This window comes from Dietzia papillomatosis NBRC 105045, assembly GCF_001570845.1.
Classification (GTDB): domain Bacteria; phylum Actinomycetota; class Actinomycetes; order Mycobacteriales; family Mycobacteriaceae; genus Dietzia; species Dietzia cinnamea.
This window is the reverse complement of record NZ_BCSL01000006.1, coordinates 59,031-82,422: the sequence shown is the minus strand read 5'-3', so window position 1 is coordinate 82,422 and position 23,392 is coordinate 59,031. Positions and strand designations below refer to the sequence as shown.

Genomic DNA, 23,392 nt, shown 5'->3' with positions numbered 1-23,392 from the left:
TCCGAAAGCGAGCACTGAGAAACCCATGACCGATCGTCAGGTCCACCAGCACCAGTACGACGTAGTGATCGTCGGCGCGGGCGGCGCAGGCATGCGCGCGGCCATCGAGGCGGGCCCGCGTACCCGTACCGCGGTCCTCACCAAGCTCTACCCCACCCGCTCCCACACCGGCGCCGCCCAGGGCGGCATGTGCGCGGCCCTCGCCAACGTCGAGGAGGACAACTGGGAGTGGCACACGTTCGACACGGTCAAGGGCGGCGACTACCTCGTCGACCAGGACGCCGCGGAGATCATGGCCAAGGAGGCCATCACCGCCGTCATCGACCTGGAGAACATGGGCCTGCCGTTCAACCGCACGCCCGAGGGCAAGATCGACCAGCGCCGCTTCGGCGGACACACCCGTGACCACGGCAAGGCGCCCGTCCGCCGGGCCTGCTACGCGGCCGACCGCACGGGTCACATGATCCTGCAGACGCTCTACCAGAACTGCGTCAAGCACAAGGTCGAGTTCTTCAACGAGTTCTACGTCCTGGACCTCTGCCTCACGGAGACCGCCGACGGCCCCGTCGCCACCGGCTGCGTCGCCTACGAGCTCGCCTCCGGCGACCTGCACGTCTTCCATTCCAAGGCCACCGTCTTCGCGACCGGCGGCTCGGGCCGTATGTACAAGACCACCTCCAACGCCCACACCCTCACCGGTGACGGCATGGCCGTGGTCTTCCGCAAGGGCCTGCCGCTGGAGGACATGGAGTTCCACCAGTTCCACCCGACGGGCCTGGCCGGCCTGGGCATCCTCATCTCCGAGGCCGTCCGTGGTGAGGGCGGCATCCTGCGTAACGCCGACGGCGAGCGTTTCATGGAGCGCTACGCCCCCACCATCAAGGACCTCGCCCCGCGTGACATCGTCGCCCGCTCGATGGTCCTCGAGGTGCGCGAGGGTCGCGGCGCCGGCCCCGAGAAGGACTACGTCTACATCGACGTGACCCACCTCGGCGCCGACGTGCTCGAGGAGAAGCTGCCCGACATCACCGAGTTCTCCCGCACGTACCTCGGTGTGGACCCCGTAACCGAGCTCGTGCCCGTGTTCCCCACCTGCCACTACGTCATGGGCGGCATCCCGACCAACGTCCGGGGCGAGGTGCTGCGCAACAACTCCGACGTCGTCCCCGGCCTGTACGCCGCCGGTGAGTGCGCCTGCGTGTCCGTCCACGGCTCCAACCGCCTGGGCACCAACTCGCTGCTGGATATCAACGTCTTCGGCCGCCGCGCCGGCATCGCCGCGGCGGAGTACGCTGCGAACCACGAGTTCGTCGAGCTCCCCGAGGAGCCGGAGAAGATGGTCCGCGACTGGATGGAGCGCATGCTCGCCCCGCACGGCACGGAGAACGCCGCCGACATCCGCAGCCAGATGCAGGCCATGATGGATGACAAGGCGTCGGTGTTCCGCACCGAGCAGTCGCTCACCGAGGCCCGCGATGAGCTGCGCGAGCTGAAGAAGCGCTACGCCGAGGTCACCGTCTCGGACAAGGGCAAGCGTTTCAACACCGAGCTCTTGGAAGCCGTCGAGTTGGGCTTCCTGCTGGAGCTGGCGGAGGTCACGGTCGTCTGTGCCCTCAACCGCAAGGAGTCCCGCGGCGGTCACTCCCGCGAGGACTACCCTGACCGCGACGACGAGACATACATGAAGCACACCATGGCGTTCAAGGAGGGCGGTCTCGACCTGCTCTCCGACATCCGGCTGGACTGGAAGCCGGTTGTGCAGACCCGCTACGAGCCGATGGAGCGTAAGTACTGATGACCACCGCAGTCGACACCACCAAGGCCACCGACGGCAGGGACCCGAGCTCCGACAACCGTCCCGTCCCGCCCGGCTCGACCATGGTCACGCTGAAGATCGCCCGGTTCAACCCGGAGGATCCGGATTCGGCGGGTTGGAAGGAGTACGAGGTCCCGGCCCTACCGTCGGACCGTCTGCTCAACCTGCTGATGTACGTCAAGAACTACATCGACGGGTCCCTGGCGTTCCGCCGGTCCTGTGCGCACGGCATCTGCGGGTCGGACGCCATGCTTATCAACGGCGTGAACCGCCTGGCGTGCAAGGTCCTCATGAAGGACATGCTCCCCAAGGACGGCAAGTCCATCACCATCACGGTGGCGCCGCTGCGCGGCCTGCCGGTGGAGAAGGATCTCTACGTCGACATGGAGCCGTTCTTCAAGTCGTACCGCGACGTCATGCCGTACCTCATCACGTCCGGCAACCAGCCGACCGCCGAGCGCATCCAGTCGCAGACCGACCGCGCCCGCTTCGACGACACCACCAAGTGCATCCTCTGCGCCTGCTGTACGACCTCCTGCCCCGTGTTCTGGGCCGACGGGTCGTACTTCGGGCCGGCGGCCATCGTCAACGCGCACCGGTTCATCTTCGACTCCCGTGACGAGGGCGCCGCCGAGCGTCTCGAGATCCTCAACGACGCCGAGGGCGTGTGGCGCTGCCGCACCACCTTCAACTGCACCGACGCGTGCCCCCGTGGCATCCAGGTCACGCAGGCGATCCAGGAGGTCAAGCGCGCACTGCTGTTCGCCCGCTGATCATCTCCACGCGGGGCGCCCCAGACGCCGCCGCGGGCGGGGCCGCATCCTCCACTTCCGGAGGGTGCGGCCCCGCCCGCATTTCCGGCCCGCCCGGGCCTGCGCTGCGCGCGTCACTGCGCACCCTACCCATGCCTCCCATAGCCGCCTCTCGCCATGGCGTCTGGCGCGTACCGATGAGCGCGCGAGACGACATGTCCGCGCGCGGCTGTCGAAAGCTCGCGAGCGAGACGCCATCGGGAGGAGCGAGACGCCATCGCCGAGAGCGGCTGCAAGCGACGCCGGGAGCGAGACGCCATCGCCGGGAGCGGCTGCGGGGAATGCGTTCGCCTCGGCGGCCCGTCTCACGGCGGATCCGGCCCACGAACGACCCGGACGGTCATAGAATCTGGACCCGTGACCAGCACCCGACGACGGCCCGCACACCGCGCCGCCGGCCTCGCGATCGCGGCCCTCGTCGCGCTGACACCCCTCGCCGCCGCGGACCCCGCTACGGCCGTCGAACCCGCGCCGGACCTCCCGCTCACGGAGGCGCCGCCGGCGGCCGTGTTGCCGTCGACCACCTCGTCGTCGTACTTCGACACCCCACGCGACATCACCGGCTGTCCCCACCGCACGACCCCGCCCGCACCGGTCGACGAGTCCGAGGTCCCGCTGCCCGGCCAGACCGCGCCCACCCCTCCCCCCGTCCCCGAGATCCCGCCGGGCGGCGACGCGCTGGCCGGCTGCGACGTCGTAGCCCCTGACGGTTTCGAGACGCCCCGCGACGTGACGGCGAGCGCGTGGATGATCTCCGACCTCGACAGCGGCGAGATCGTGGCCGCCCGCGACCCTCACGGTCGCTATCGCCCCGCCAGTCTCATCAAGACGCTGCTCGCGACCGTCGCGCTCGACACTCTCGACCCGGATCGGATCGTCCACGTCACCGACGCCGACCTCGAGGGGGCCGAGGGCAGCCTCGTGGGCGTCGGCCCGGGCGGTGCGTACTCCGTCAAGCGACTGCTCACCGGACTGCTCATGTCGTCGGGCAACGACGCGGCCGTGGTGCTCGCGCACCAGATGGGCGGGATCGAGGCGACGCTCGAGGCGATGAACGCCCACGCCGCCGGGATCGGGGCGCGCAGCACCTATGCGGCCACGGTCAACGGGCTCGACGGGCCCGGCATGATGTCCAGCGCCTACGACATGACGCTGATCTTCCGCGACGCGATGACCCGGCCGACGTTCGCCGAGATCGTCGCCACGCAGTCCACCGGATTCCCCGGGTATCCCGCCGGCGAGGGCGCGGGCCCGCCCGACCCCGCCGAGGCGCCGCCGAACACCGGCCCGGTCATCCGCCCGGACGGGGTCACCGTCAATCCCGGGTTCGTGGTGGGCAACGACAACCTGCTCCTCTACAACTACCCGGGCGCGATCGGCGGCAAGACCGGCTTCACGGACGACGCCCGCCACACGTACATCGGCGCGGCCGAGCGCGACGGGCGGCGGCTGGCAGTGGTGCTGCTCGACGGCACCCGCGTGCCCGCGGCCCCGTGGCAGCAGGCGGCGTCCCTGCTCGATGCCGCGTTCGCCACCGGCGGCACGGTGGGGTCGCTCGGGGCCGGCGAACAGGACCCGTCCGACGACGCGACGGCTCATCTCGCCTCCGGGCCGCTCGGCACGGCGGGGCACCCGGGCGCGGCGGACTCGGCGGACGTCGGCGACTCGCTGCTGGGGCGCTACGGGCCGTGGCTGGGGCTCGGTGCCGCCGGACTCGTGGTACTGGCAGGCGCGGTGCTGGCGCTCCGCTCGCGACGTTGAGCGGGTGGCGCGGCCGGGGACGCGGGCCGGATGGCGTAGGGGACACCGGCCGCGATCAGGAGACGGCGGCTCCGGTGAGAATGACCCGCAACCGCGCCGCGCACTCGTCGCGCGCCGTCCGCGCCGCGTAGCCGACGGAGACCTCCACGAGGAGACGGAGTAGGACGACGACGACGAGGTCGGCCGCGATGTCCACGGCGGTGCCGTCCGCTCCGGAGAGCGTCTCGAGTCGGCCCAGGGTTATCCCCAGCCGACGACGCGCGGAATCGACGGCTGTCGTGAGGACGCGATGATCGGGGTGAGCGGTGTCTGCCAGCCCGCGGGCGAACATCCCCCAGGTCTGCGGATCCCGGGTCGCGGCGTCGGCGGCGCGGCCCGGCCAGTCGGTCGCCGGGTCCTCGGTCGGGGTGGAGACCAGCTCGTCGACGAACGCGCCGAGCACGTCCGCCGCGCCGGCCGCGAGCTCGGAAGCCAGGTCGTCGACCGACTCGAAGTGCCGGTAGAACGCGGTGGGCACGATGCCCACCTCGCGGGCGAGCTCGCGGACGACGAGCCCGGTGAATCCGCGGGACGCCACCGCGTTCCGGCCCGCCTCCACGATGAGTGCACGCGTGTGCCGCTTCTGCTCCGCTCGCGTCCTGGGGGTCGTCACGGGTCCGATCCTATCGACTATCTGCTGGAACCGCTCAGACCGGCCACGTCGCCAGATCGTCTCACAGGCCACCGCCGCGGGGTCTTTTCATTTCAGAGAACACCTGTACACTCACACTCGTCCGGTGGTCGAACCGGGCGGACGCGCCCCCCGGGACGCGACCACGCCCCCGGGGGTGTGAGGCGCGAGGACCACACAGGGGCGAGCGCGGCCGACGGTGCACGACCACACCGACCCACACTTTCCACGGAGGTCCCCATGACCGCCCCGCCCCTTCGCCGACTCTTCTCCCGACGCCTCACCCGCACCCTGCTGACGCCGCATCCGGTCGAGCACTACGTCCGCTCGCTGGGCGTGGCCTGGTCGGACGACCCCACCGGCGCGACGGTCGTGGCCGTCGACCGGCCCGTCCCCGACGTCACCGTGCTCACCCTGCGACTGCCCACCGGCGTCCCGAGGCCCGCCCCCGGCGGCGCGCTCGAGATCGGCGTGGTGATCGACGGCGTCGTCCACCGCCGCCACTACTCCCCCGTCGACCCGGCGTCCCGCGCCGACGGGCTCGCGACCATCGCCGTCCGTCGCCATCCCGGCGGCACGGTCTCCGAGTACCTGTGGGCCGACGCGGCGGCCGGGACGCGACTGCTGCTCGGCAACCCGGCCGGGGAGATGGCGTTGCCCGAGGTCCGCCCGGCCGACGTGCTCCTGGTCAGCGGCGGTAGCGGCATCACGCCGATGCTGGCGATCGCCTCGACCCTGGCCGCAGAGCAGCACTGCTCCGGCGCCGGCCGCGTGGCCTGGCTGCACTATGCCCGGCGTGTGCAGGACGTGCCCTTCCGCGACCGGCTCCGCCAGCTGTCGCGCGCGGGCATCGACGTCCGCGTGGTGCCCACCGCCGGAGGGTCCACGCCCGACGGCCTGGCCGGCCACCTCAGCGCCGGGCACCTCGAGGCGATCGCCCCGTGGCACCGCGACGCGACGGTGTTCCTCTGCGGCCCCGATCCCCTGGCCGGCGGGCTCGCGGAGACGCTCGGCGCGGAGCGCTTCTCCGGCGTTCTCCGCGAGCGCTTCACCGCTTCGAACGGGCCGGTCCCGGACGGCGACGGCGGCACGGTGACCCACCTGCGCAGCGGAATCACCGCCCGCAACGAGGGCACCACGCTGCTCGAGGGCGCGGAGGCCGCGGGGTTGAGACCGCAGCACGGGTGCCGCATGGGCATCTGTCACACCTGCACGGCCGTGCGTCGCTCCGGCGCCACGCGCGACCTGCGGACCGGCGAGGTCGACGCCACGCCCGGCTGCCACGTCCAGATCTGCGTCAACGCGCCCGTCGGCGACGTCGAGATCGAACTGTAGACACCACCAACCGGATCCCGACCCGGAAAGGAACCGCATCATGGCTCTCCTGCAACTCCCCACCCTGCGTCCCAGAAAGCCCGCGGCGCCGAAGAAGGCCGCGAAGATGTCCGCGAAGAAGTCCGCTCTCGCGCCCGAACCGATCGTCCTGTCCGCCGAGTCGGTGGAGATCATCGGCCGCGAGCTCGACGCGATCCGCGACCGGGTCGTCGCCGACCTCGGCACCGCCGACCGTGACTACATCCTGCGCGTCGTCCGCACCCAACGTCGTCTCGAACTGACAGGCCGCGGCCTGATGTTCCTCGGCTTTCTGCCGCCCGCGTGGCTGGCCGGTGTCGCGGCGCTGAGCGCGTCCAAGATCCTCGACAACATGGAGATCGGCCACAACGTCATGCACGGCCAATACGACTGGATGCGCGACGACATGCTCCACTCGTCCAGCTTCGAGTGGGACAACGTGTGCCCCTCCGACCAGTGGCGACACTCGCACAACTACATGCACCACACGTACACCAACATCCTCGACCTGGACCGGGACATCGGCTACGGCCTGCTGCGTATGGAGTACGAGCAGAAGTGGACCCCGCTGCGTCTGGGCAACCCGGTGTACGCGTTCGCGCTGATGATGCTCTTCGAGTGGGGCGTGATGCTCCACGACCTGGAGTACGACAACGTGCTCAAGGGCAAGCGCAAGTGGTCCGACGTCAAGGGCCTCGTCGCCGGCTGGTGGCGCAAGGTGCGCGGCCAGGTAGCGAAGGACTACATCGTCCACCCGGCGCTGACCGGCCCCCTGTTCCCGCTGACGTTCGCCGGCAATCTCACCGCCAACCTCGTGCGAAACGTGTGGGCGTTCTCGGTGATCTTCTGCGGCCACTTCCCGTCCGGCGCGCAGGTCTTCACACAGGAGGAGACGGCCGAGGAGACGCGCGGCGAGTGGTATGTGCGCCAGATGCTGGGCTCGGCCAACATCTCCGGCAGCCCGCTGATGCACCTCGCCACCGGCAACCTCTCCCACCAGATCGAGCACCACCTGTTCCCGGACCTGCCCGCGCACCGGTACCCGGAGATCGCGGTCGAGGTGCGCCGGATCTGTGAGGAGCACGGGCTGCCATACAACACCGGGCCGCTGTGGAAGCAGGTCGGCTCGGTGTGGGTCAAGATGTTCCGCCTCGCCCTGCCGCTGCCGCCGAAGCCGGAGGACGCGCCCGCGGTGATCATCGAGCGCAGGAAGGCTCCCTCCGCCGCCTGAGTCGCGGGTACCGTCAAAGGCCACCATCGACGAGGGGAGCGGTCCGTGAGCGACTTCGAACGCAACAAGGACCAGGTCCAGGCGGGCGTCCAGGCGGGGGCGTCGCTGGTGGGTCGGATCGCGGTCATCGTCACCGACGCGGTCGGGTCGATCGCCAAGGAGATCGGCGACTTCGTCACCGAGGGCATCGAAATGCGTGAGGCCGCCCGAATCTCCCGCCGCGAGGAGCGGCAGCGCACCGCGGACGAGCCGCTGATCAACCTCGACGGCATCGAGGACGGCGACCTGCAGGGCTGACCGGCGACCGGCCGCTTCCCGGGGAGAGGCGGCCGGTCGGCCCCCGTGGCCCCCCGTGGCCGGTGCGAAGTGGCGCCGGCCACGGTGGCAGGATCCCATGTCGTGACGATCATCGCCGCCGCGGACGGCTCCGCTCTCGGAAACCCCGGTCCTGCCGGATGGGCCTGGTATATCGACGACTCGACCTGGCGCTGCGGTGGCTGGAAGCGCGGCACCAACAACCAGGGCGAGCTCACCGCCGTGCTGGACCTGCTGCGCCAGACCGCGCACACCGATGAGCCGCTGCACATCCTGTGCGACTCGCAGTACGTCATCAACTCGGTCACCAAATGGATGAAGGGCTGGAAGCGCAAGGGCTGGAAGAAGGCCGACGGCAAGCCCGTGCTCAACGTCGAGGTGATGAAGGCCCTCGACGAGGCGATGCAGGGCCGCGAGGTGACGTTCGAGTGGGTCAAGGGGCACGCGGGCCACGAGCTCAACGAGAAGGCCGACGCCCTGGCCAACGGCGCCGCCAAGGCGCACTCGTCGCGCAAGGAGCCTGAGCCCGGGCCGGGCTTCCCGGGTGCGACGGCTGTGGGCGCGGGCGAGGACCCGGCCGTTCCCCCGCCCGCCGCGGGGGGCGCCGCCCGGCGATCGCCGTCCGCGGGAGGATCGGGGACGAGCGGGACGACGACGAGGTCAGCGGCCGAGTCCGAGCCCGACCTGTTCTCCCTGGACGCGAACACCCCGGCCGGTCCCGCGGACGAGGAAGGGAGTTCTCCCTCCGCCGCCGGCCCGGGGATCGAGGACCTCGTCGTCGACCTGGAACGCTCCCTGCTGACCGACGCCGTCCGCCGGGACCGCCGCACTCTCACGCGACTGCTCGACGTGCGGTGGCGGCAGGTGGACGCCGCGGGCCGCACCCGGACCCGCCGCCAGCTCGGCGACACGGACGGGTCCGTCGAGGACGTCGAACTCGAGGTGGTCGAGACCCGACGCCTCGGCGACGACGCGGTTCTCGTGCTGTGGCGCGCCACCGCTCCCGGGGGCGAGGTCTCGCTGGGCAGCTCGCTGTGGCAGCGGTTCGGCGGTGACTGGAAGCAGGTCTACCAGCAGGCCACCCGCGAGGCCTGAGGCGGCGTCGGCGTGTCGACCGCGCTACAGGTGTTGTATGGTCGGCGGCCGCGCCGACGCCCGGTTCAGCCCCGACGGGGCGCGGTGAATCCGACGGCCTGATAGACCTGCGACAGGACGGGGCCGGCGACCGCGCGGGCCTTCTCCGCGCCGTCCGCCAGAATCCGCTCGAGCTCGGCGCGGTCGGACATGAACTCGTCGAACCGGCCACGCAGCGGCGTCACGAACGCCTCGAGGGCGTCGGCCGTGTCGGTCTTCAGCGCGCCGTAGCCTGCTCCGGCGGTCTGGTAGTCGGCGACGATGTCGGCGATCGCGCGCCCGGTGAAGGCGGACTGGATGGCCAGCAGGTTGGACACGCCGGGCTTCATCTCGCGGTCGTAGCGGATGTTCCCGTCGGAGTCGGTGACCGCGCTCCGGATGCGCTTGGCGGAAACCTTGGGATCGTCGAGCAGGTTGACGACGCCCTTGGGGTTCTCGCCGGACTTGCTCATCTTGGCGGTGGGGTCCTGCAGGTCGTAGATCTTGGCCGAACCCTCGAGGATCTTGCCCTCCGGCACCACGAACGTCTTCTTGTAGCGGGAGTTGAACCGCATCGCCAGGTCGCGGGTCAGCTCGAGGTGCTGGCGCTGGTCCTCGCCCACCGGCACCAGGTGCGGGCGGTAGAGCAGGATGTCGGCGGCCATGAGCACCGGGTAGGTGAACAGCCCCACGGTGGTGCCGTCCGTGCCCTGCTTGGCGGCCTTGTCCTTGAACTGCGTCATCCGCGCGGCCTCGCCGTAGCCGGTGATGCAGCTCAGCACCCACGACAGCTCGGCATGCTCGGGCACGTGCGACTGCACGAACAGCACCGAACGGGCGGGGTCCACGCCCAGCGCGAGCAGCTGCGCGCAGCCGCGGAAGACCCGCTCGCGCAGCTCCTTGGGGTCCTGCTTGACGGTGATCGCGTGCAGGTCCGGGATGAAGTAGTAGGCGTCGTAGTCGTCCTGCAGCTCGACCCACTGCCGCACGGCGCCCAGGTAGTTGCCGAGGTGGTACGAGTCGGCGGTGGGCTGGATGCCGGACAGGACACGCTGGCGCTTGGCGGGCGCCTGCGCCTCTGCCGACCCGGCGGCGGGCGTGGGGGTTGCGGAGGAGGACGGCTCAGACATGGCCATCATCATCCCACGCTGCCGGGTTCTCTCCGTTGACGCCCTCGGCCCGCCGATGGGACGGGTCAGTCGACCGAGCGTGATGCCATTTCCGGCGGGAAACCGCCGGTCGCGATCGGGCCCCAGTCGTCGATCGTCACGCGGATGAGGCACTTGCCCTGGCGCACCATCGCGGCGCGATACTCTTCCCAGTCGTCGTGCTCGCCGGCGACGCTGCGGAAGTAGTCGACCAGCGGCTCGACCGCCTCGGGCAGGTCGATGATCTCCCCGCGGCCGTCGAGGTGGACGTACGGGCCGTTGAACTCGTCGGAGAGCACGCACACGCTCACCGCCGGGTCCCGGCGGATGTTGAGCACCTTCGCCCGCTGCGGATAGGTCGCCACGGTGAGCCGCCCCTCGGCGTCCACGCCGCACGTGACCGGTGAGGACTGCAGGCCCCCCGACGACTTGCGGGTGATGAGGATCGCGCGGTGCCGCGAGCGCAGGAACTCCTCGAGGCCCGCACGATCAGGGTGCTCAGCGGTCGCGTACTTCGGCATGGGACCGAGGCTACGGGCCCACCCGCCACGCGGCATCCGCGACCGCGGGCCGCCCCGGCGCGGACGCCCTCGTCGTCGTCACCCTCGTCGCCCCGGCGCCGTCACTCGTAGACGACGGTCACCGGCGCGTGGTCGGACCACCGCATGTCATAGGCCTCGGCGCGATCGACCCAGTCCTTGACGGCGCGGTCGACGAGGCCGTCGGAGACCACCTGGTAGTCGATGCGCCAGCCCGCGTCGTTGTCGAAGGCCTTGCCACGCTGGCTCCACCACGAGTACGGGCCCACCTCGTCGGGGCGGCGGTGCCGCACGATGTCGGTCCACCCGCTGCCGTCGGCGAACACGTCGGTCATCCACTCCCGCTCGTGCGGCAGGAAACCGGAGCTCTTGTGGTTGCCCTTGTGGTTCTTCAGGTCCTCTTCACGGTGGGCGATGTTCCAATCCCCGCAGATGATCATCTCGTGACCGTCGCGACTCTTCAGCTCGGCGGCGCGCTCGGCGAGGTACCCCCGGAACGTCTTCAGGAACCGGTCCTTCTCATCCTGCTTGGGCGTGTTGGCCGAGCCCGACGGCAGGTACAGGCTGGCCACGGTGACGGTCTCGCCGTCGACCGCGCCGGGGTAGACGGCCTCGATGTAGCGGCCGGACTCGGCGAACTCCGGATCGCCGTAACCGACGCACACGTCCGACGGCTCCTGGCGGGACAGCAACGCCACCCCGGCGCGGCCCTTCATCGAAGACGCCGATCCGATGAGATGCCACCCCGCGTCGAGCGCGGGCGCGAGCGCCTTGCGGGTCTGCTCCTCGTCCGCGCGCACCTCCTGGAGGGCGACGACGTCCGCCCCGCTGCTCTCCAACCAGGGCAGGAACCCGAGGTTGGTCTCCGAGCGCTGCTTGACGGCGGCGCGGATCCCGTTGACGTTGACAGTGCTGACGGTGAGACTCACGGCCGCCATCGTAGCCACCCCCTCCAACACGGCCGGGCCGGGATCAGGCCGCCTCCGACCGCCGGACCCAACCCGGGGCACCGGTGCAGCGGCAGTGTCGGACGTCGTGCCACTGGAAACCGGGGCTAAGCGCCCCCGACGACCAACCGGAGCCCACTCGCGTGACGATCGCCCTCATCCGGCTCCGTGCCCGGAGTGGAGGGAGCACCAGGTCGAGCCACGGCAAGGAGTTGGCCGAAGGTGAGGGTGTTTATGTCGTCAGGCGAGAGTCCGGTCTCGGCTGCGAGATCCTCCACGATCGACCGCCCCAGGATCTCCCTGGCGGCGTCGAACACCTTGGATCGGGGCCACGGCATCGACGAGCTCGGTTCCGCACGTCGGAAGCCCCTCGCCGAGAGATCGCGGAACATCTTGGTGATCGAGGAATCCCCCACCACCCCGGCCCGCCGAAGGCCCGAGACGTACGCCATCGCGGACACACCCCATCTGAGCTTCCCGGCGAGGAGCGGGTCCAGTCCCACCTCTGGCAGTCCCTCGCTCTGCAGCGTGAGCGTCGGGAGGAGAAGCTCGGACGCGAACGCATCGGCCTCTTTTTCGCACTCGGCCGTGGGATATGGCTCATGTGCGTGGAGAACGAGATGGCCGAGTTCGTGGGCGAGGTCGAATCGCGATCGCTCCGGGGTTTTCAGGCGGGAGAGGAAGACGTATGGACGGCCGTCACGCCACAGGCTGAAGGCATCGACGTCGGCGGACCGTCCCTGCAGGCCCATCACTCGCACCCCGTGCGCCTCCGCGAGCTGCACCAGATTCGGCAGGGGTCCCGGACCCAACGTCCATGCCGACCGCAGCACTCGTGCGGCCTCTTCCGGATCGCCCACCTCGGACAACACCGGCACATCAACCCGGGGCAATGTCAGGCGCCTCGCGAGCGCGCTGTAGAACTCGATTCCGACGAGCCCGTCCCCCGCTGCCGCAGCTCGCGTCGACGACGACGCCGACCGACGCGATCGAAAGTAAATCAAATCCGGCTCAAGCACGTCCGGCTCGTCCAGCTCGAGAAAGGCCCGCGATACCCCTGTCGCTGCCGAAAGGGCGCCCAATCGCCCCACCGGAACGCCCGTGGCCTCCCATGTCCGAACCGTCGACCCCGCGACTCCCACCACGTCCGCCAGTTCTCGCCGGGTCAGACCGGCGCGTACCCGGGCGAGGGCCAGCCTGGATCCATCAGCCTTCTCCTGCGGCGTGGATCTCGAAGTCGACGTCGTCGAACGCGGAGACATCGGTCGCCCTCACTTCCATGGCCGAGAACTGCATGGGGGTATCGATGATTGCACGGTCGCCCCACCGGGTCACCTTGCCACCCTCGATATCCAGCGGGAGCGACACCTCAGCAACGCTCGCCTGCGTCCCGATGTCGTGCCGGTACAGAAGCATCCACGTCTGACACGCACCCGCTCCGTCTCGGTTCGACTCCACGTCTATGTCCAGAGCCAGTTGGATCTGCTGATGCCGCCCGGGATCGTTCGATCGGACGTGTTCTTCCACAGCACGCCCCTTCGGGTTGGACGTCGACGGAATCGCCTCGGGGTCACCGGTACCCGAGTCGCCGCTCGCCACGATGAGGCGCACACGCCCGTCCGGCGACACGATCGTGGGCAGATTCTGCTTGTCCGCCAGCTTCCAGCCGTCGGTCGCCAGGTGGCGCCGGATCGACGCGACCGTCCCTGCCCAAGCGTAGAAACCCGGAGCGATCTTCGGCGCCGCGGGATCGAGGGCGAGCCCTTCGGCGAGACCGTCTCGAACCGCCTCGACTACAGCTCGCTCCGAGATTCCCAGGCGTCCGAGGATCTCCTTCGACGCCGGACGCCCGGGCGTGGCTTGCGCTGCATTCCCCATGGTCAGCCTCTCGGTGTGGTGACGAAAGCCGGTTGTCCCGGCCGCGTGCCCGCACCTTCTCAGACGGCTACGACATTTCAGGGCGCCGCGGTTTCTCCCTTGCGCACCGACCGCACGGCCACGACGAGGATCGCCAGCCCGAGCGCCGCCAGCGCGGCACCGGCGAGGGCGGGCGAGGTGTAACCCCACCCGAACGCGATCACGACCCCGCCGAGCCAGGCGCCGAGCGCGTTGGCGGCATTGAGTGCCGAGTGGTTGAGCGCGGCGGCCAGCGTCTGCCCGCGGCCGGCGTGCCGCATGAGCCTCGACTGCAGCCCGGGCACGAGCGCCGAGCCCGTGGTCCCCACGAGGAACAGACCGATCACCGCGGTCACGGGGTGATGCGCGGCGAGCGCGAACCCCGCCAGTACGAGCGTCATCACTGCGGCGATGCCGACGAGGCCCCGGTCGAGGTCGCGGTCGGCGACGATCCCGCCCACGATGTTGCCGGCCACCATGCCCAGCCCGTAGACGGCCAGGACGGCGGGCATCCACGCGCGGTCGATCCCGGCGACGTCGACCATCGTCCACTGGATATAGGTGTAGATCGCGAACATCCCGCCGAAGCCCACGCAGCCCACTGCGAGCGTGGCGAGGATCTGTGGCCGCGCCAGGGCGGCCAGCTCCTCGCGGGCGCGCACGACCACCGTGCCGGTGGGTTCGGGGACGACGACGAGGATGGCCGCCACGGTCAGTGCGCCGATCACCCCGACCGCGAGGAAGGCCGACTGCCACCCGATCGACTCCCCGAGCCAGGTCGCGGCCGGGACACCGATCACGTTCGCGACCGACAGGCCCAGCAGCACCTGGGACACGGCCCGCGCCTGTCTGCCCGGCCCAGCGAGGGACGCCGCGACCAGCGAGGCGACCCCGAAGTACGCGCCGTGCGGGATGCCGGCGACGAAGCGGGCCGCCACCAGCAGTTCCGCGGTCGGCGCGAAGGCCGCCGCCACGTTGCCGACGGTGAACAGGGCCATGAGCACCAGCAGCAGCGTGCGTCGGCGCCACCGCGACGTCCACACGGTGAGCAGCGGTGCGCCCACCACCACGCCGAGCGCGTAGGCGGTGATGACGTTGCCGGCCTGTGGCTCGGTGAGCCCGAACCCGTCCGCGATCGAGCGCAGCAGACCCATCGCGGCGAACTCGGTGACGCCGATGCCGAACCCGCCCAGCGCGAGCGCGAGAATCGCCGCCGTCACCCTCCGGCGGGTGGGCGCGGGCGCCGCCGTCACCCTCCGGCGGGTGGGCGAGGGCGCCGCGGTGGCAGACGCGGGACCTGCGGCGCCGGGCTGGACGGACAGGTCTGCGCCGGGTTCGGCGGCGGGGTCGGGGCGCGTGGTCACCGGAGCAGGCTACGCCGACCGACCGGGTGGTCTCGCCGCATCACCCTCTCAGGGGGCGGTACGCATGAGGCGCCGCCCGGCGAAGACCACGAGGAACGATGTGACGTACATGACGATGCTGTAGACGGCGGCGGCGAGACCGACCTCCTCGTCGCCGATCACCGTGAAGGCGATGAGCATCGTCAGGGTCGTGTTCTTGATGCCGAACTCCACCGCGACGGCGATCTGCTCGGCGCGGCCCAGTCGGCACACCCACGCGAGGAGTCCGCCGAGGACGATGAACGCGATGTTGAGGACGATCACCGCCGGGCCCACGGTGGCGACCAGGTCGACGATCCGGTCCCGCTCCCCCAGCACGATGCCCACGATCAGCGCCACCAGCACGACGAGACCCACCACCCCTACGAACCGCTCGATGCGCGCGGCCAGCGACGGGGCCTTCGCCCGTAGCACCATGCCGATCGCCACCGGGATGAGGATGACACCCAGCAGCAATCCGAAGGTCTGGGCCAGCGGGACGCTCACCTCAGAGTCCGCCGCGCCCGGGATGAACCGGACGCCGAGGTCGAACCACAGCGGCAGGGTGAGGATGACCGCCACGGACGTGATCGCGGTGAGGATCACCGATAGTGCCACGTTCCCGCGGGCCAGGTAGGTGATGAGGTTGGACGTGGCCCCGCCGGGCGTCGCCGCCACCAAGACCACCCCGAGCGCGAGCATCGGCGTGAGGTCGAAGAGGAGGGCGACCCCGACGCCCACCAGCGGCACCAGGACGAGTTGGCCGACCAGGCCGACGATCGTGGCCCGCGGCGATCGAGCCTGGACCGCGAAGTCCTCCCGCGTCAGACTCAGACCGATCCCGACCATGATGATGGCCAGGGCGATCGGCAGACCGACGTCGATAAGGGGGCTCTGGTCCACGGAAACTCCTGGGGCCAAGGGGCGGGGACGGCCACACTGTGAAGTGGACCACTGTCCGGTTGACCGTAGCCCATCCCGCCGCGGGCGGTGGACCCGCGCGTCGATTCAGCCTGGATCAGGAGCCGGCGCGGGTGCGCTTGAGGTTCTCGTCCAGCGCGGCGAGAAAATCCTCGGTATTGAGGTACCCCTGGTCGTCTCCGACGAGCACGGCGAGGTCCTTGGTCATCTGACCACCCTCGACGGTGTTGATCACGACGTCCTCGAGCTGGTGGGCGAACTCGATCACCTCGGGGGTGTTGTCGAGCTTGCCGCGGTGCTCGAGGCCGCGGGTCCACGCGAAGATCGAGGCGATCGGATTAGTGGAGGTCGGCTCACCCTGCTGATGCCGGCGGAAGTGGCGGGTCACGGTGCCGTGGGCGGCCTCGGCCTCGCAGGTCTTCCCGTCCGGGGTGAGCAGGACCGAGGTCATCAGGCCGAGTGAGCCGAAGCCCTGTGCCACGGTGTCGGACTGCACGTCGCCGTCGTAGTTCTTACATGCCCACACGTAACCGCCCTCCCACTTCAGCGAGGACGCCACCATGTCGTCGATGAGCCGGTGCTCGTAGGTCAGGCCCGCCTCCTCGAACTTTTCCTTGAACTCGCGGTCGAAGACGTCCTGGAAGATGTCCTTGAAGGCGCCGTCGTAGGCCTTGAGGATCGTGTTCTTGGTGGACAGGTACACCGGGTAGCCGCGGTCCAGGCCGTAGTTGAACGAGGCGCGCGCGAAGTCCTCGATGGACTTGTTGAAGTTGTACATACCCATCACCACGCCGCCCTCCTCGGGCAGGTCCACCACCTCGTGCTCGATCGGCTCGGACCCGTCGGCCGGCGTGAAGGTGATGGTGACCTTGCCCGCCCCCGGGGCCTTGAAGTCGGTGGCGCGGTACTGGTCCCCGAAGGCGTGACGGCCGACGATGATCGGTTTGGTCCAGCCCGGCACGAGACGGGGGACGTTGGAGATGATGATCGGGGCGCGGAAGATGGTCCCGCCGAGGATGTTGCGGATCGTGCCGTTCGGCGAGCGGTACATGCGCTTGAGCCCGAACTCCTCCACGCGGGCCTCGTCGGGCGTGATGGTCGCGCACTTGACGCCGACGCCGTGCTTCTTGATCGCGTTGGCCGCGTCGACGGTGATCTGGTCGTCGGTGGCGTCCCGGCTCTCGATCCCGAGGTCGTAGTACTCGAGGTTCACGTCCAGGTAGGGGTGAATCAGCTCGTCCTTGATGAACTTCCAGATGATGCGCGTCATCTCGTCGCCATCGAGTTCGACGACCGTCCCCTCGACCTTGATCTTCGACATCGGTCCCTCTTTCCCCGCCCGGACCTCGTGAGACCGGCGCTGTCGGTGAACATCGTGACGTGCGTCTCATGTTACTGATCCGGGACACCCGGAGGGTCCGCAGGAGCGAGGTGGCCCCTCGTTGCAGCCGCGGAGAGGCTTAGGCTAGCCTGACCCCCAGGTCATGAGTTCCAGCGCGAAGCCCCGGCTCGCTGGACGGCAACCCTCCACCGCGGTGGGGTGCCCCGGGAGACGACCTGGCCACCACCCGACCGGGTGGACGGGCAAGCGCGGGTCCGCTGTCTGACGAAGCGGCCGGACCCTTCTGACGAAAGGAGGGTCTCCGCCCCTATGACCTACGACAACAGCAACCCTGACTGGGCCTTCGAGACCCGCCAGATCCATGCCGGGCAGCCCGTCGACTCCGACACCGGCGCCAGGAACCTGCCGATCTACCAGACCACCTCGTACGTCTTCGCCGACGCCAAGCAGGCGGCCGACCGGTTCGCCCTCGCAGAGATGGGCCCCATCTACACCCGTATCACCAACCCGACGGTGGCGGCGGTCGAGGACCGCATCGCCTCTCTGGAGGGCGGCGTCGCGGGTCTGCTGTTCGCGTCCGGTCAGGCGGCCGAGACCGCCGCCATCCAGGCCATCGCCCAGTCCGGCGGCCACGTCGTGTCCTCCCCGCGCCTCTACGGCGGCACGGACACCCTGCTGCGGCACACCCTGCCCAAGTACGGCATCGAGACCACTTTCGTCGAGAACCCGGACGACCCCGCCTCGTGGCAGGCGGCGGTGCGCCCCAACACCAAGCTGTTCTTCGCGGAGTCCATCTCGAACCCGCTCAACGACATCCTCGACATCCCGGCGATCGCCGAGGTGGCGCACGACAACCAGGTGCCGTTGGTCATCGACAACACGGTGGCGACCCCCTACCTGATCCGTCCGATCGAGCTGGGAGCCGACGTCGTGGTGGCCTCGGCGACCAAGTACCTCGGTGGCCACGGCTCGTCCCTGGGTGGAGTGCTCGTGGACGGCGGCAAGTTCGACTGGCGTGTGCAGCGAAACGGTGAGGACGTCTTCCCGTCCTTCACGACCCCCGACCCGGCGTACCACGGGCTGGTCTACGCCGACCTCGGCGCGCCCGCGCTCGCGCTCAAGGCCCGCGTCACCCTCCTGCGGGACACCGGTGCGGCCGCGTCCCCGTTCAACGCGTGGACCCTCGCCCAGGGCATCGACACCCTGAGCCTGCGGATCGAGCGCCACGTGTCCAACGCGCAGCGCATCGCCGAGTGGCTCGAGGCCCGCGAGGACGTCGCCAAGGTGCAGTACGCCGGCCTCGCGTCGTCGCCGTACAACGAGCTGCAGAAGAAGATCTCCCCGAAGGGCGCCGGCGCGATCGTGACGTTCGACATCGTCGTCCCCGACGGCGCGTCGGACGAGGAGGTCAAGCAGCGCGCGTGGACGTTCATCGACGCCCTCAAGCTGCACTCGTGCCTGGTGAACATCGGCGACGTGCGGTCGCTGGTGTCCCACCCGGCCACGACGACCCACTCACAGGGCACCCCCGAGGCCAACGCGATCGCGGGTGTCACGTGGGCGACCATCCGCCTCTCGGTGGGCATCGAGTCCGTCGAGGACCTCATCGCCGACCTCGAGCTCGGTTTCGCCGCGATCTCCTGACCCGATCCCATGGTCAGCTCTTCCGATCCGCTCGCGCTGTTGCCCCCGGGTGACGGCACCCTCGGCCATGTCGCCATCGGCGACATCACATTAGTCACCGGTGTCGTCCTCCCGGGGGTGACGCTCGCCGTCCAGCGATGGGGGCGGATCGCAGAGGACCGCTCTAACGTCGTGCTGGTCGAGCACGCGCTCACCGGTGACTCGCACGTCGTGGGACCGGTCGACTCGCTGCACCCCACCCCGGGATGGTGGAACGGGCTCGTCGGGCCCGGTCTGCCGCTGGACACCGATCGCTACTGCGTACTGTCGGTCAACGTCCTGGGTGGCTGCCGGGGGTCGACCGGCCCCAGTTCGCTACACCCCGACGGCCACTACTGGGGAGCCCGGTTCCCCGCCGTCTCGGTGCGGGACATGGTCGAGTCCGAGCGCGTTCTGGCCGATCTGCTGGGCATCGAGCGCTGGGCCGCCGTGATCGGCGGATCCATGGGCGGGGCCCGCGCCCTGGAGTGGATGGTCTCCCACCCGGACCGCGTCCGCGCCGCGTGCGTACTGGCGGTCGGCGCCCGGGCGTCGGCCGATCAGATCGGTATCCAGACCGCGCAGATCATGGCCGTCACCTCAGACCCGCACTGGCAGCAGGGCGGGTACCACGGCACCGGGCGCACACCCGTGACAGGACTCGGCATCGCCCGCCGCATCGCCCACCTGTCCTACCGGGGCGAGGTGGAGCTGGACGAGCGCTTCGCCAACCGTCCCCAGCCCGGGGAGGATCCCCGCGGCGAGGACCTGTCCATGTCGGGCCGCTTCGCCGTGCAGTCGTACCTCGACCACCAGGCCGGCAAGCTCGTCTCCCGCTTCGACGCCTGCACGTACGTGCTGCTCACGGACGCGTTGAACCGTCATGACGTGGGCCTCGAGCGCGGCGGCGTCGAGGAGGCACTGCGCTCCTGTCCGGTTCCCTGCGTCATCGGCGGCGTCACCACCGACCGGCTGTACCCGCTGCGTCAGCAGGAGGAGCTCGCCGCGCTGCTCCCCGGAGCGGACCCGCTCGTCGTGATAGACAGTCCCGCCGGGCACGACGGGTTCCTCACCGAGGCGGATGTGGTCGGCCCGATGCTCGCGCGCACCCTGGAACTCGCCGAGCAGGGAACCGCCGAGAAGACGCGGGGGCACGCGTGACTGGCCCGGACCACCACGATCACCCGCATCACGCCTCCGAACGGGACCAGACCCCCCGCCCCGCCGCGATGCTGCTGACCGGACTGGCGGCCGGCCTGGGGATCATCGGCGTGGCCATCGGTTTCGCCACCGTGCTCGGCCTGGCCGCCACCGCGAGCGGAGGCAGCGGTACCGCCGGATTCGGGCCCCTGTTCGTCTCAGCCGTCTCCTCGCTGGTCCTGGGGCTGCTGCTTCTCGTCGGCGCGGTCCTGCTGTGGCGGGCGCACCGTGCGTCGCTGGTGGTGATCAGCGCCGGCGTGGGCCTGCTGACGCTCAGCTCACTCGCCCGGACGGTGCTGGACAGCCTCACGTTCATCTCGGTGGTCGGCACCGTGTTCTCGTTGCTCGCCCTGGTCGCAATGGGATCTCTCATCGCGTCGGACGGGGTTCGCGATCATGTCCGCGAGGGCGTCCCCCTCCGGCTCCGCTGACCCACTCCCCCGCCGACGCGGTCCCCCGGCGAGCCGCACAACTCGCCTACGCGCTTCGTGCCGTCAGGTCGCAACGCCGCCCATCGGATCGAGCGCCGCCCAAGGGAACCCCTAGGCGGCGCGCATCCCGATAGGTGACCTGCGATGCAATGACGTGCCGTCGTGCGAGATCGTCCATCCATGACCCGCGCGCGGCACGATGCGTGCTGCTCAGCCCGGGAAGTCCAGCACGCGTACACGTCCGTCCGCAGGCCCGGCGCTCTCCACAGCTAGGCCGCGTCAGGCGGTGCTGAGCCGATTTCCCGGTGTCTGGGCCCAGATGATCGGGCCCATGAACACACCAGACGACCTGATCTCCCTGCTGGTCACCTCCGATCAGCTACTCGCCCGCGGAATCACGAGTCAGAGCATCAACCGCGCGGTGAAGTCCGGCGATCTGATCCGACTCAGGCCCGGGTTCTACGTCGAAGGGCGAGCGCGTGACTTCGGAAGGCGCGAGCGCCACCTCTTGTCGATTCTGGCCGCGGACGCCGCACTCGACGCGCCGGTCTTCTCCCACTCATCCGCGGCCCTCCTCCACGGGCTTCCGGACTGGGGTCTTCCGCTGCGCAGGGTCGCGGTGTGCGAGGACGGCCCGACGCCGCGGTCCCGCACAACCAGTCTGACGACCTTCCGCACCGCGCCCGGCCTGTCCGATGAGGTGATGACGGTCAATGGATTGCGGGTCACCACCCCGGCACGAACGGTCACCGACATCGCGATCTCGACGCCCAGAGACGCTTCCGTGGCGGTCGCCGACGCGGCGTTGTACGGGGAGATCGTCACCAGGGACGCGCTCGACGAGTCTCTGCGCAGATCCGCGGGTCGTCGCGGGATCAGACGTGCACGGCAGTCGCTGAGTGTCGTCGACGGGAGGAGCGAGAGCGTGGCAGAGAGCCTCAGCCGGCTGACCTTCCACGACTTCGGCCTACCGGAGCCCGAGCCTCAGGTGGACGTCTTCACCTCTCGAGGCGTTCGGGTCGCCCGTGTGGACTTCTTGTGGCGGGAGTACGGCGTGATCGGAGAGTGCGACGGTTTCGGCAAGTACTTCGACGGGCTGAGCCCCGGAGAGACACGGCGCCGCCTGGGTATGGAGAAGGACCGCGACGCCGAACTGATGGCCCTCGGTTATCGGGTCCTCCACTGGCGGTGGCGCGATCTGCAGGAACCGCATGTGCTGGCTGCGCGGATCAAGCGTGTGCTCTTCGCAGCCGCTGCGTGATCGAGGCCGATCCGGCGGACCCGCCAGCGGCTGTGGCCCGGGCCCTCCCAACCGGGTGCAACCACCGGGCAGAAGCCGCCGGGCGCACACCCAGAGCTAGCGCCGCCTATCCGACTATGCGCCGCCTACGGGGCCCCATAGGTGGCGCGCGGTCGGATAGGTGGCGCGCGATTCGATAGGTGGCGCCGACGTCAGCGGAGCGGCGACCGCGCGCGGAGGCTGCCGCGAGCCCAGCAACCGCACCGAGCGCCACAGCACGGCCAAGCGCGGAGGCTGCCGCGAGCCCGGCAACCGCGCCGGACACCGCAACCCCGCGGGGCATAGCACCCCCGCCGTGCACGACCCGGAGGATCAGCCGGTACCGAGCGAGTCGACGGACGTGGCCAGCCACAGGATGACGGCCCCGATCCCGACGTAGAACGCCACGTCGAACTTCTTGCCGCGTACCCCGAGCAGCCGCGCCCGCTCGTCCGGGAGCACCGCGCGCAGGGTCGCCGCCGCCAGCGCAACCAGCCCCAGCAGAAACGCGCCCCTGCGCCAGCGTTCGAGGATGACGAAGCCCAGCGCAACGACGACCCCCGCCAGCACGAGCGCGAGCGGCCACTGCGCACGCACCTGCGCCCACGTCAGGCGCGCGGGGCGCGTCCGGCGGGGCCGGGCGTCGGTGGCCCGGTGCCGGGCGCGGTCGGGAGCGGGGTGTGTCACGGGAGCCGTCAGGTGTCGGCGTCGAGCCGCTCGCAGCGCTCGACCACGTTGCTCAGCAGGAACGCGCGGGTGAGCGGGCCGACGCCGCCCGGGTTGGGCGAGATCGCCCCGGCGACCTCCCACACGTCCGGGTGCACGTCACCGGCCAGCTTGCCGTCGAGGCGGGAGACCCCCACGTCCAGCACGGCGGCGCCGGGCTTGACCATGTCCGGGGTGAGCATGTGAGCCACGCCCGCGGCGGCGACGATGACGTCAGCTCGCCGGGTCTCCGCCGCCAGGTCACGCGTGCCGGTGTGGCACAGGGTCACGGTGGCGTTCTCGCTACGCCGCGTGAGCATGAGGCCGATCGGGCGACCGACGGTGACGCCGCGGCCGACCACCACGACGTGCGCACCGTCGAGCTCCACCCCGAACCGGCGCAGCAGGTGGATGCACCCGTTGGGGGTGCACGGCAGCGGGGCGGGCTCGCCCAGCACGAGCTTGCCGAGGTTGACGGGGTGGAGTCCGTCGGCATCCTTGGCCGGGTCGATGCGCTCGAGGATCGCGTTCTCGTCGAGGTGCTTGGGCAGCGGCAGCTGCACGATGTACCCGGTGCACGCGGGATCATCGTTGAGCTCGTCGATCACGGCCTCGAGTTCGGCCTGGGTGGTGTCGGCGGGCAGATCACGTCGGATGGAGGCAATGCCGACCTGCTCGCAGTCGCGGTGCTTCATCTTGACGTAGGAGTGGCTGCCGGGGTCGTCCCCCACCAGAACCGTGCCGAGCCCCGGGGTGATCCCCTTCTCCCGCAACGCGGACACGCGCCGGGTGAGGTCGGCGACGATCTCGTCGCGGGTGAGTTTGCCGTCCAGCTTGATCGCGGTCACGCGCACCAGTATCCCACTCCG

The 23,392-nt window shown here is 70.2% G+C and carries 22 protein-coding genes and 1 riboswitch; of the genes, 11 read left to right on the top strand and 11 right to left on the bottom strand.

Going from position 1 to position 23,392, the window contains the following annotated elements; all coding sequences use genetic code 11:
* The first annotated feature begins 25 nt into the window (after window positions 1-25).
* The 3 genes from sdhA (at window position 26) to DPA01S_RS03345 (ending at window position 4,389) form a co-directional block, all read left to right on the top strand.
* Complete coding sequence (gene sdhA, locus DPA01S_RS03355) at window positions 26-1,795, top strand: succinate dehydrogenase flavoprotein subunit (RefSeq protein ID WP_061228075.1); 1,770 nt, start codon at window positions 26-28, stop codon at window positions 1,793-1,795.
* The gene (locus tag DPA01S_RS03350; RefSeq protein WP_061914025.1) at window positions 1,795-2,589 is read left to right on the top strand and encodes a succinate dehydrogenase iron-sulfur subunit; all 795 of its coding nucleotides are present in this window, start codon (window positions 1,795-1,797) and stop codon (window positions 2,587-2,589) included. The genes sdhA and DPA01S_RS03350 overlap by 1 nt, the downstream gene beginning before the upstream one ends.
* Window positions 2,590-2,985: 396 nt before the next feature.
* Window positions 2,986-4,389 carry a D-alanyl-D-alanine carboxypeptidase family protein gene (locus tag DPA01S_RS03345; RefSeq protein ID WP_061914023.1) on the top strand — a complete coding sequence of 468 codons (1,404 nt, stop codon included), beginning with the start codon at window positions 2,986-2,988 and terminating at the stop codon, window positions 4,387-4,389.
* Window positions 4,390-4,444: 55 nt separating this feature from the next.
* Here DPA01S_RS03345 and DPA01S_RS03340 read toward each other — a convergent pair whose 3' ends face one another.
* Complete coding sequence (locus DPA01S_RS03340) at window positions 4,445-5,041, bottom strand: TetR/AcrR family transcriptional regulator (RefSeq protein WP_061228078.1); 597 nt, start codon at window positions 5,039-5,041, stop codon at window positions 4,445-4,447.
* Between the two features lie 258 nt (window positions 5,042-5,299).
* On the opposite strand from DPA01S_RS03340, the gene DPA01S_RS03335 reads away from it, so the two are divergent.
* From DPA01S_RS03335 to DPA01S_RS03320, 4 genes are all read left to right on the top strand, one after another.
* Window positions 5,300-6,394, top strand: a complete 1,095-nt coding sequence (locus DPA01S_RS03335; protein WP_061228079.1) for a flavin reductase family protein — start codon at window positions 5,300-5,302, stop codon at window positions 6,392-6,394.
* 106 nt (window positions 6,395-6,500) lie between these two features.
* Complete coding sequence (locus tag DPA01S_RS03330; RefSeq protein WP_061228104.1) at window positions 6,501-7,643, top strand: fatty acid desaturase family protein; 1,143 nt, start codon at window positions 6,501-6,503, stop codon at window positions 7,641-7,643.
* A gap of 45 nt (window positions 7,644-7,688) precedes the next feature.
* Window positions 7,689-7,940 carry a hypothetical protein gene (locus tag DPA01S_RS03325; protein WP_061228080.1) on the top strand — a complete coding sequence of 84 codons (252 nt, stop codon included), beginning with the start codon at window positions 7,689-7,691 and terminating at the stop codon, window positions 7,938-7,940.
* Window positions 7,941-8,042: 102 nt separating this feature from the next.
* Window positions 8,043-9,053 carry an RNase H family protein gene (locus tag DPA01S_RS03320; RefSeq protein ID WP_061228081.1) on the top strand — a complete coding sequence of 337 codons (1,011 nt, stop codon included), beginning with the start codon at window positions 8,043-8,045 and terminating at the stop codon, window positions 9,051-9,053.
* 65 nt (window positions 9,054-9,118) lie between these two features.
* Here the strand turns inward: DPA01S_RS03320 and trpS are convergent, their stop codons facing one another.
* From trpS to DPA01S_RS03280, 8 genes are all read right to left on the bottom strand, one after another.
* Window positions 9,119-10,201 carry a tryptophan--tRNA ligase gene (trpS, locus tag DPA01S_RS03315; RefSeq protein ID WP_061228105.1) on the bottom strand — a complete coding sequence of 361 codons (1,083 nt, stop codon included), beginning with the start codon at window positions 10,199-10,201 and terminating at the stop codon, window positions 9,119-9,121.
* A 65-nt stretch (window positions 10,202-10,266) separates the two neighbouring features.
* Window positions 10,267-10,740 (bottom strand): PPOX class F420-dependent oxidoreductase, encoded by a 474-nt coding sequence (locus tag DPA01S_RS03310; protein WP_061914021.1) that lies wholly within the window; start codon window positions 10,738-10,740, stop codon window positions 10,267-10,269.
* Window positions 10,741-10,841: 101 nt separating this feature from the next.
* The gene (locus tag DPA01S_RS03305) at window positions 10,842-11,696 is read right to left on the bottom strand and encodes an exodeoxyribonuclease III (RefSeq protein ID WP_167349535.1); all 855 of its coding nucleotides are present in this window, start codon (window positions 11,694-11,696) and stop codon (window positions 10,842-10,844) included.
* 116 nt (window positions 11,697-11,812) lie between these two features.
* On the bottom strand, window positions 11,813-12,724 hold the full coding sequence (locus DPA01S_RS03300) for an ImmA/IrrE family metallo-endopeptidase (protein WP_063935666.1): 912 nt from the start codon (window positions 12,722-12,724) through the stop codon (window positions 11,813-11,815).
* Window positions 12,725-12,911: 187 nt separating this feature from the next.
* Complete coding sequence (locus DPA01S_RS03295) at window positions 12,912-13,583, bottom strand: hypothetical protein (RefSeq protein ID WP_061914017.1); 672 nt, start codon at window positions 13,581-13,583, stop codon at window positions 12,912-12,914.
* Between the two features lie 77 nt (window positions 13,584-13,660).
* Window positions 13,661-14,854 carry an MFS transporter gene (locus DPA01S_RS03290; RefSeq protein WP_371412151.1) on the bottom strand — a complete coding sequence of 398 codons (1,194 nt, stop codon included), beginning with the start codon at window positions 14,852-14,854 and terminating at the stop codon, window positions 13,661-13,663.
* A gap of 159 nt (window positions 14,855-15,013) precedes the next feature.
* On the bottom strand, window positions 15,014-15,886 hold the full coding sequence (locus DPA01S_RS03285) for a bile acid:sodium symporter family protein (RefSeq protein ID WP_061914015.1): 873 nt from the start codon (window positions 15,884-15,886) through the stop codon (window positions 15,014-15,016).
* Window positions 15,887-16,001: 115 nt separating this feature from the next.
* Window positions 16,002-17,225: an NADP-dependent isocitrate dehydrogenase gene (locus DPA01S_RS03280; RefSeq protein ID WP_061914013.1), complete on the bottom strand. Its 1,224-nt coding sequence runs from the start codon at window positions 17,223-17,225 to the stop codon at window positions 16,002-16,004.
* A 159-nt stretch (window positions 17,226-17,384) separates the two neighbouring features.
* Window positions 17,385-17,501, top strand: a riboswitch (SAM riboswitch).
* Between the two features lie 54 nt (window positions 17,502-17,555).
* Here DPA01S_RS03280 and DPA01S_RS03275 point away from each other — a divergent pair.
* The 4 genes from DPA01S_RS03275 to DPA01S_RS03260 all read left to right on the top strand — a co-directional run bounded on the left by DPA01S_RS03275 (window position 17,556) and on the right by DPA01S_RS03260 (window position 21,800).
* Window positions 17,556-18,890 (top strand): O-acetylhomoserine aminocarboxypropyltransferase/cysteine synthase family protein, encoded by a 1,335-nt coding sequence (locus DPA01S_RS03275; protein WP_061914011.1) that lies wholly within the window; start codon window positions 17,556-17,558, stop codon window positions 18,888-18,890.
* A gap of 9 nt (window positions 18,891-18,899) precedes the next feature.
* Window positions 18,900-20,069 (top strand): homoserine O-acetyltransferase MetX, encoded by a 1,170-nt coding sequence (gene metX, locus DPA01S_RS03270; protein WP_061914009.1) that lies wholly within the window; start codon window positions 18,900-18,902, stop codon window positions 20,067-20,069.
* Window positions 20,066-20,539 carry a hypothetical protein gene (locus DPA01S_RS03265; protein WP_061914007.1) on the top strand — a complete coding sequence of 158 codons (474 nt, stop codon included), beginning with the start codon at window positions 20,066-20,068 and terminating at the stop codon, window positions 20,537-20,539. Before metX ends, DPA01S_RS03265 begins: the two co-directional genes overlap by 4 nt.
* A 331-nt stretch (window positions 20,540-20,870) precedes the next feature.
* The gene (locus tag DPA01S_RS03260) at window positions 20,871-21,800 is read left to right on the top strand and encodes a type IV toxin-antitoxin system AbiEi family antitoxin domain-containing protein (RefSeq protein WP_232302986.1); all 930 of its coding nucleotides are present in this window, start codon (window positions 20,871-20,873) and stop codon (window positions 21,798-21,800) included.
* 351 nt (window positions 21,801-22,151) lie between these two features.
* On the opposite strand, the gene DPA01S_RS03255 is transcribed toward DPA01S_RS03260, so the two are convergent.
* Together DPA01S_RS03255 and DPA01S_RS03250 are read right to left on the bottom strand one after the other, a co-directional pair.
* The gene (locus DPA01S_RS03255; protein ID WP_174705780.1) at window positions 22,152-22,505 is read right to left on the bottom strand and encodes a DUF3017 domain-containing protein; all 354 of its coding nucleotides are present in this window, start codon (window positions 22,503-22,505) and stop codon (window positions 22,152-22,154) included.
* An 8-nt stretch (window positions 22,506-22,513) separates the two neighbouring features.
* A complete protein-coding gene (locus DPA01S_RS03250; protein ID WP_061914066.1) occupies window positions 22,514-23,371 on the bottom strand; it encodes a bifunctional methylenetetrahydrofolate dehydrogenase/methenyltetrahydrofolate cyclohydrolase in 858 nt (285 codons plus the stop codon).
* Window positions 23,372-23,392: the final 21 nt, after the last annotated feature.

Excerpts from the sequence above, each read along its gene's own strand:
- metX (WP_061914009.1), top strand. The coding sequence starts at position 18,900 with ATGGTCAGCTCTTCCGATCCGCTCGCGCTGTTGCCCCCGGGTGACGGC.
- DPA01S_RS03350 (WP_061914025.1), top strand. The coding sequence starts at position 1,795 with ATGACCACCGCAGTCGACACCACCAAGGCCACCGACGGCAGGGACCCG.
- DPA01S_RS03335 (WP_061228079.1), top strand. The coding sequence starts at position 5,300 with ATGACCGCCCCGCCCCTTCGCCGACTCTTCTCCCGACGCCTCACCCGC.
- DPA01S_RS03310 (WP_061914021.1), bottom strand. The coding sequence starts at position 10,740 with ATGCCGAAGTACGCGACCGCTGAGCACCCTGATCGTGCGGGCCTCGAG.
- DPA01S_RS03275 (WP_061914011.1), top strand. The coding sequence starts at position 17,556 with ATGACCTACGACAACAGCAACCCTGACTGGGCCTTCGAGACCCGCCAG.
- DPA01S_RS03305 (WP_167349535.1), bottom strand. The coding sequence starts at position 11,696 with ATGGCGGCCGTGAGTCTCACCGTCAGCACTGTCAACGTCAACGGGATC.
- DPA01S_RS03330 (WP_061228104.1), top strand. The coding sequence starts at position 6,501 with ATGTCCGCGAAGAAGTCCGCTCTCGCGCCCGAACCGATCGTCCTGTCC.
- trpS (WP_061228105.1), bottom strand. The coding sequence starts at position 10,201 with ATGTCTGAGCCGTCCTCCTCCGCAACCCCCACGCCCGCCGCCGGGTCG.
- DPA01S_RS03295 (WP_061914017.1), bottom strand. The coding sequence starts at position 13,583 with ATGGGGAATGCAGCGCAAGCCACGCCCGGGCGTCCGGCGTCGAAGGAG.
- DPA01S_RS03260 (WP_232302986.1), top strand. The coding sequence starts at position 20,871 with ATGAACACACCAGACGACCTGATCTCCCTGCTGGTCACCTCCGATCAG.
- sdhA (WP_061228075.1), top strand. The coding sequence starts at position 26 with ATGACCGATCGTCAGGTCCACCAGCACCAGTACGACGTAGTGATCGTC.
- DPA01S_RS03280 (WP_061914013.1), bottom strand. The coding sequence starts at position 17,225 with ATGTCGAAGATCAAGGTCGAGGGGACGGTCGTCGAACTCGATGGCGAC.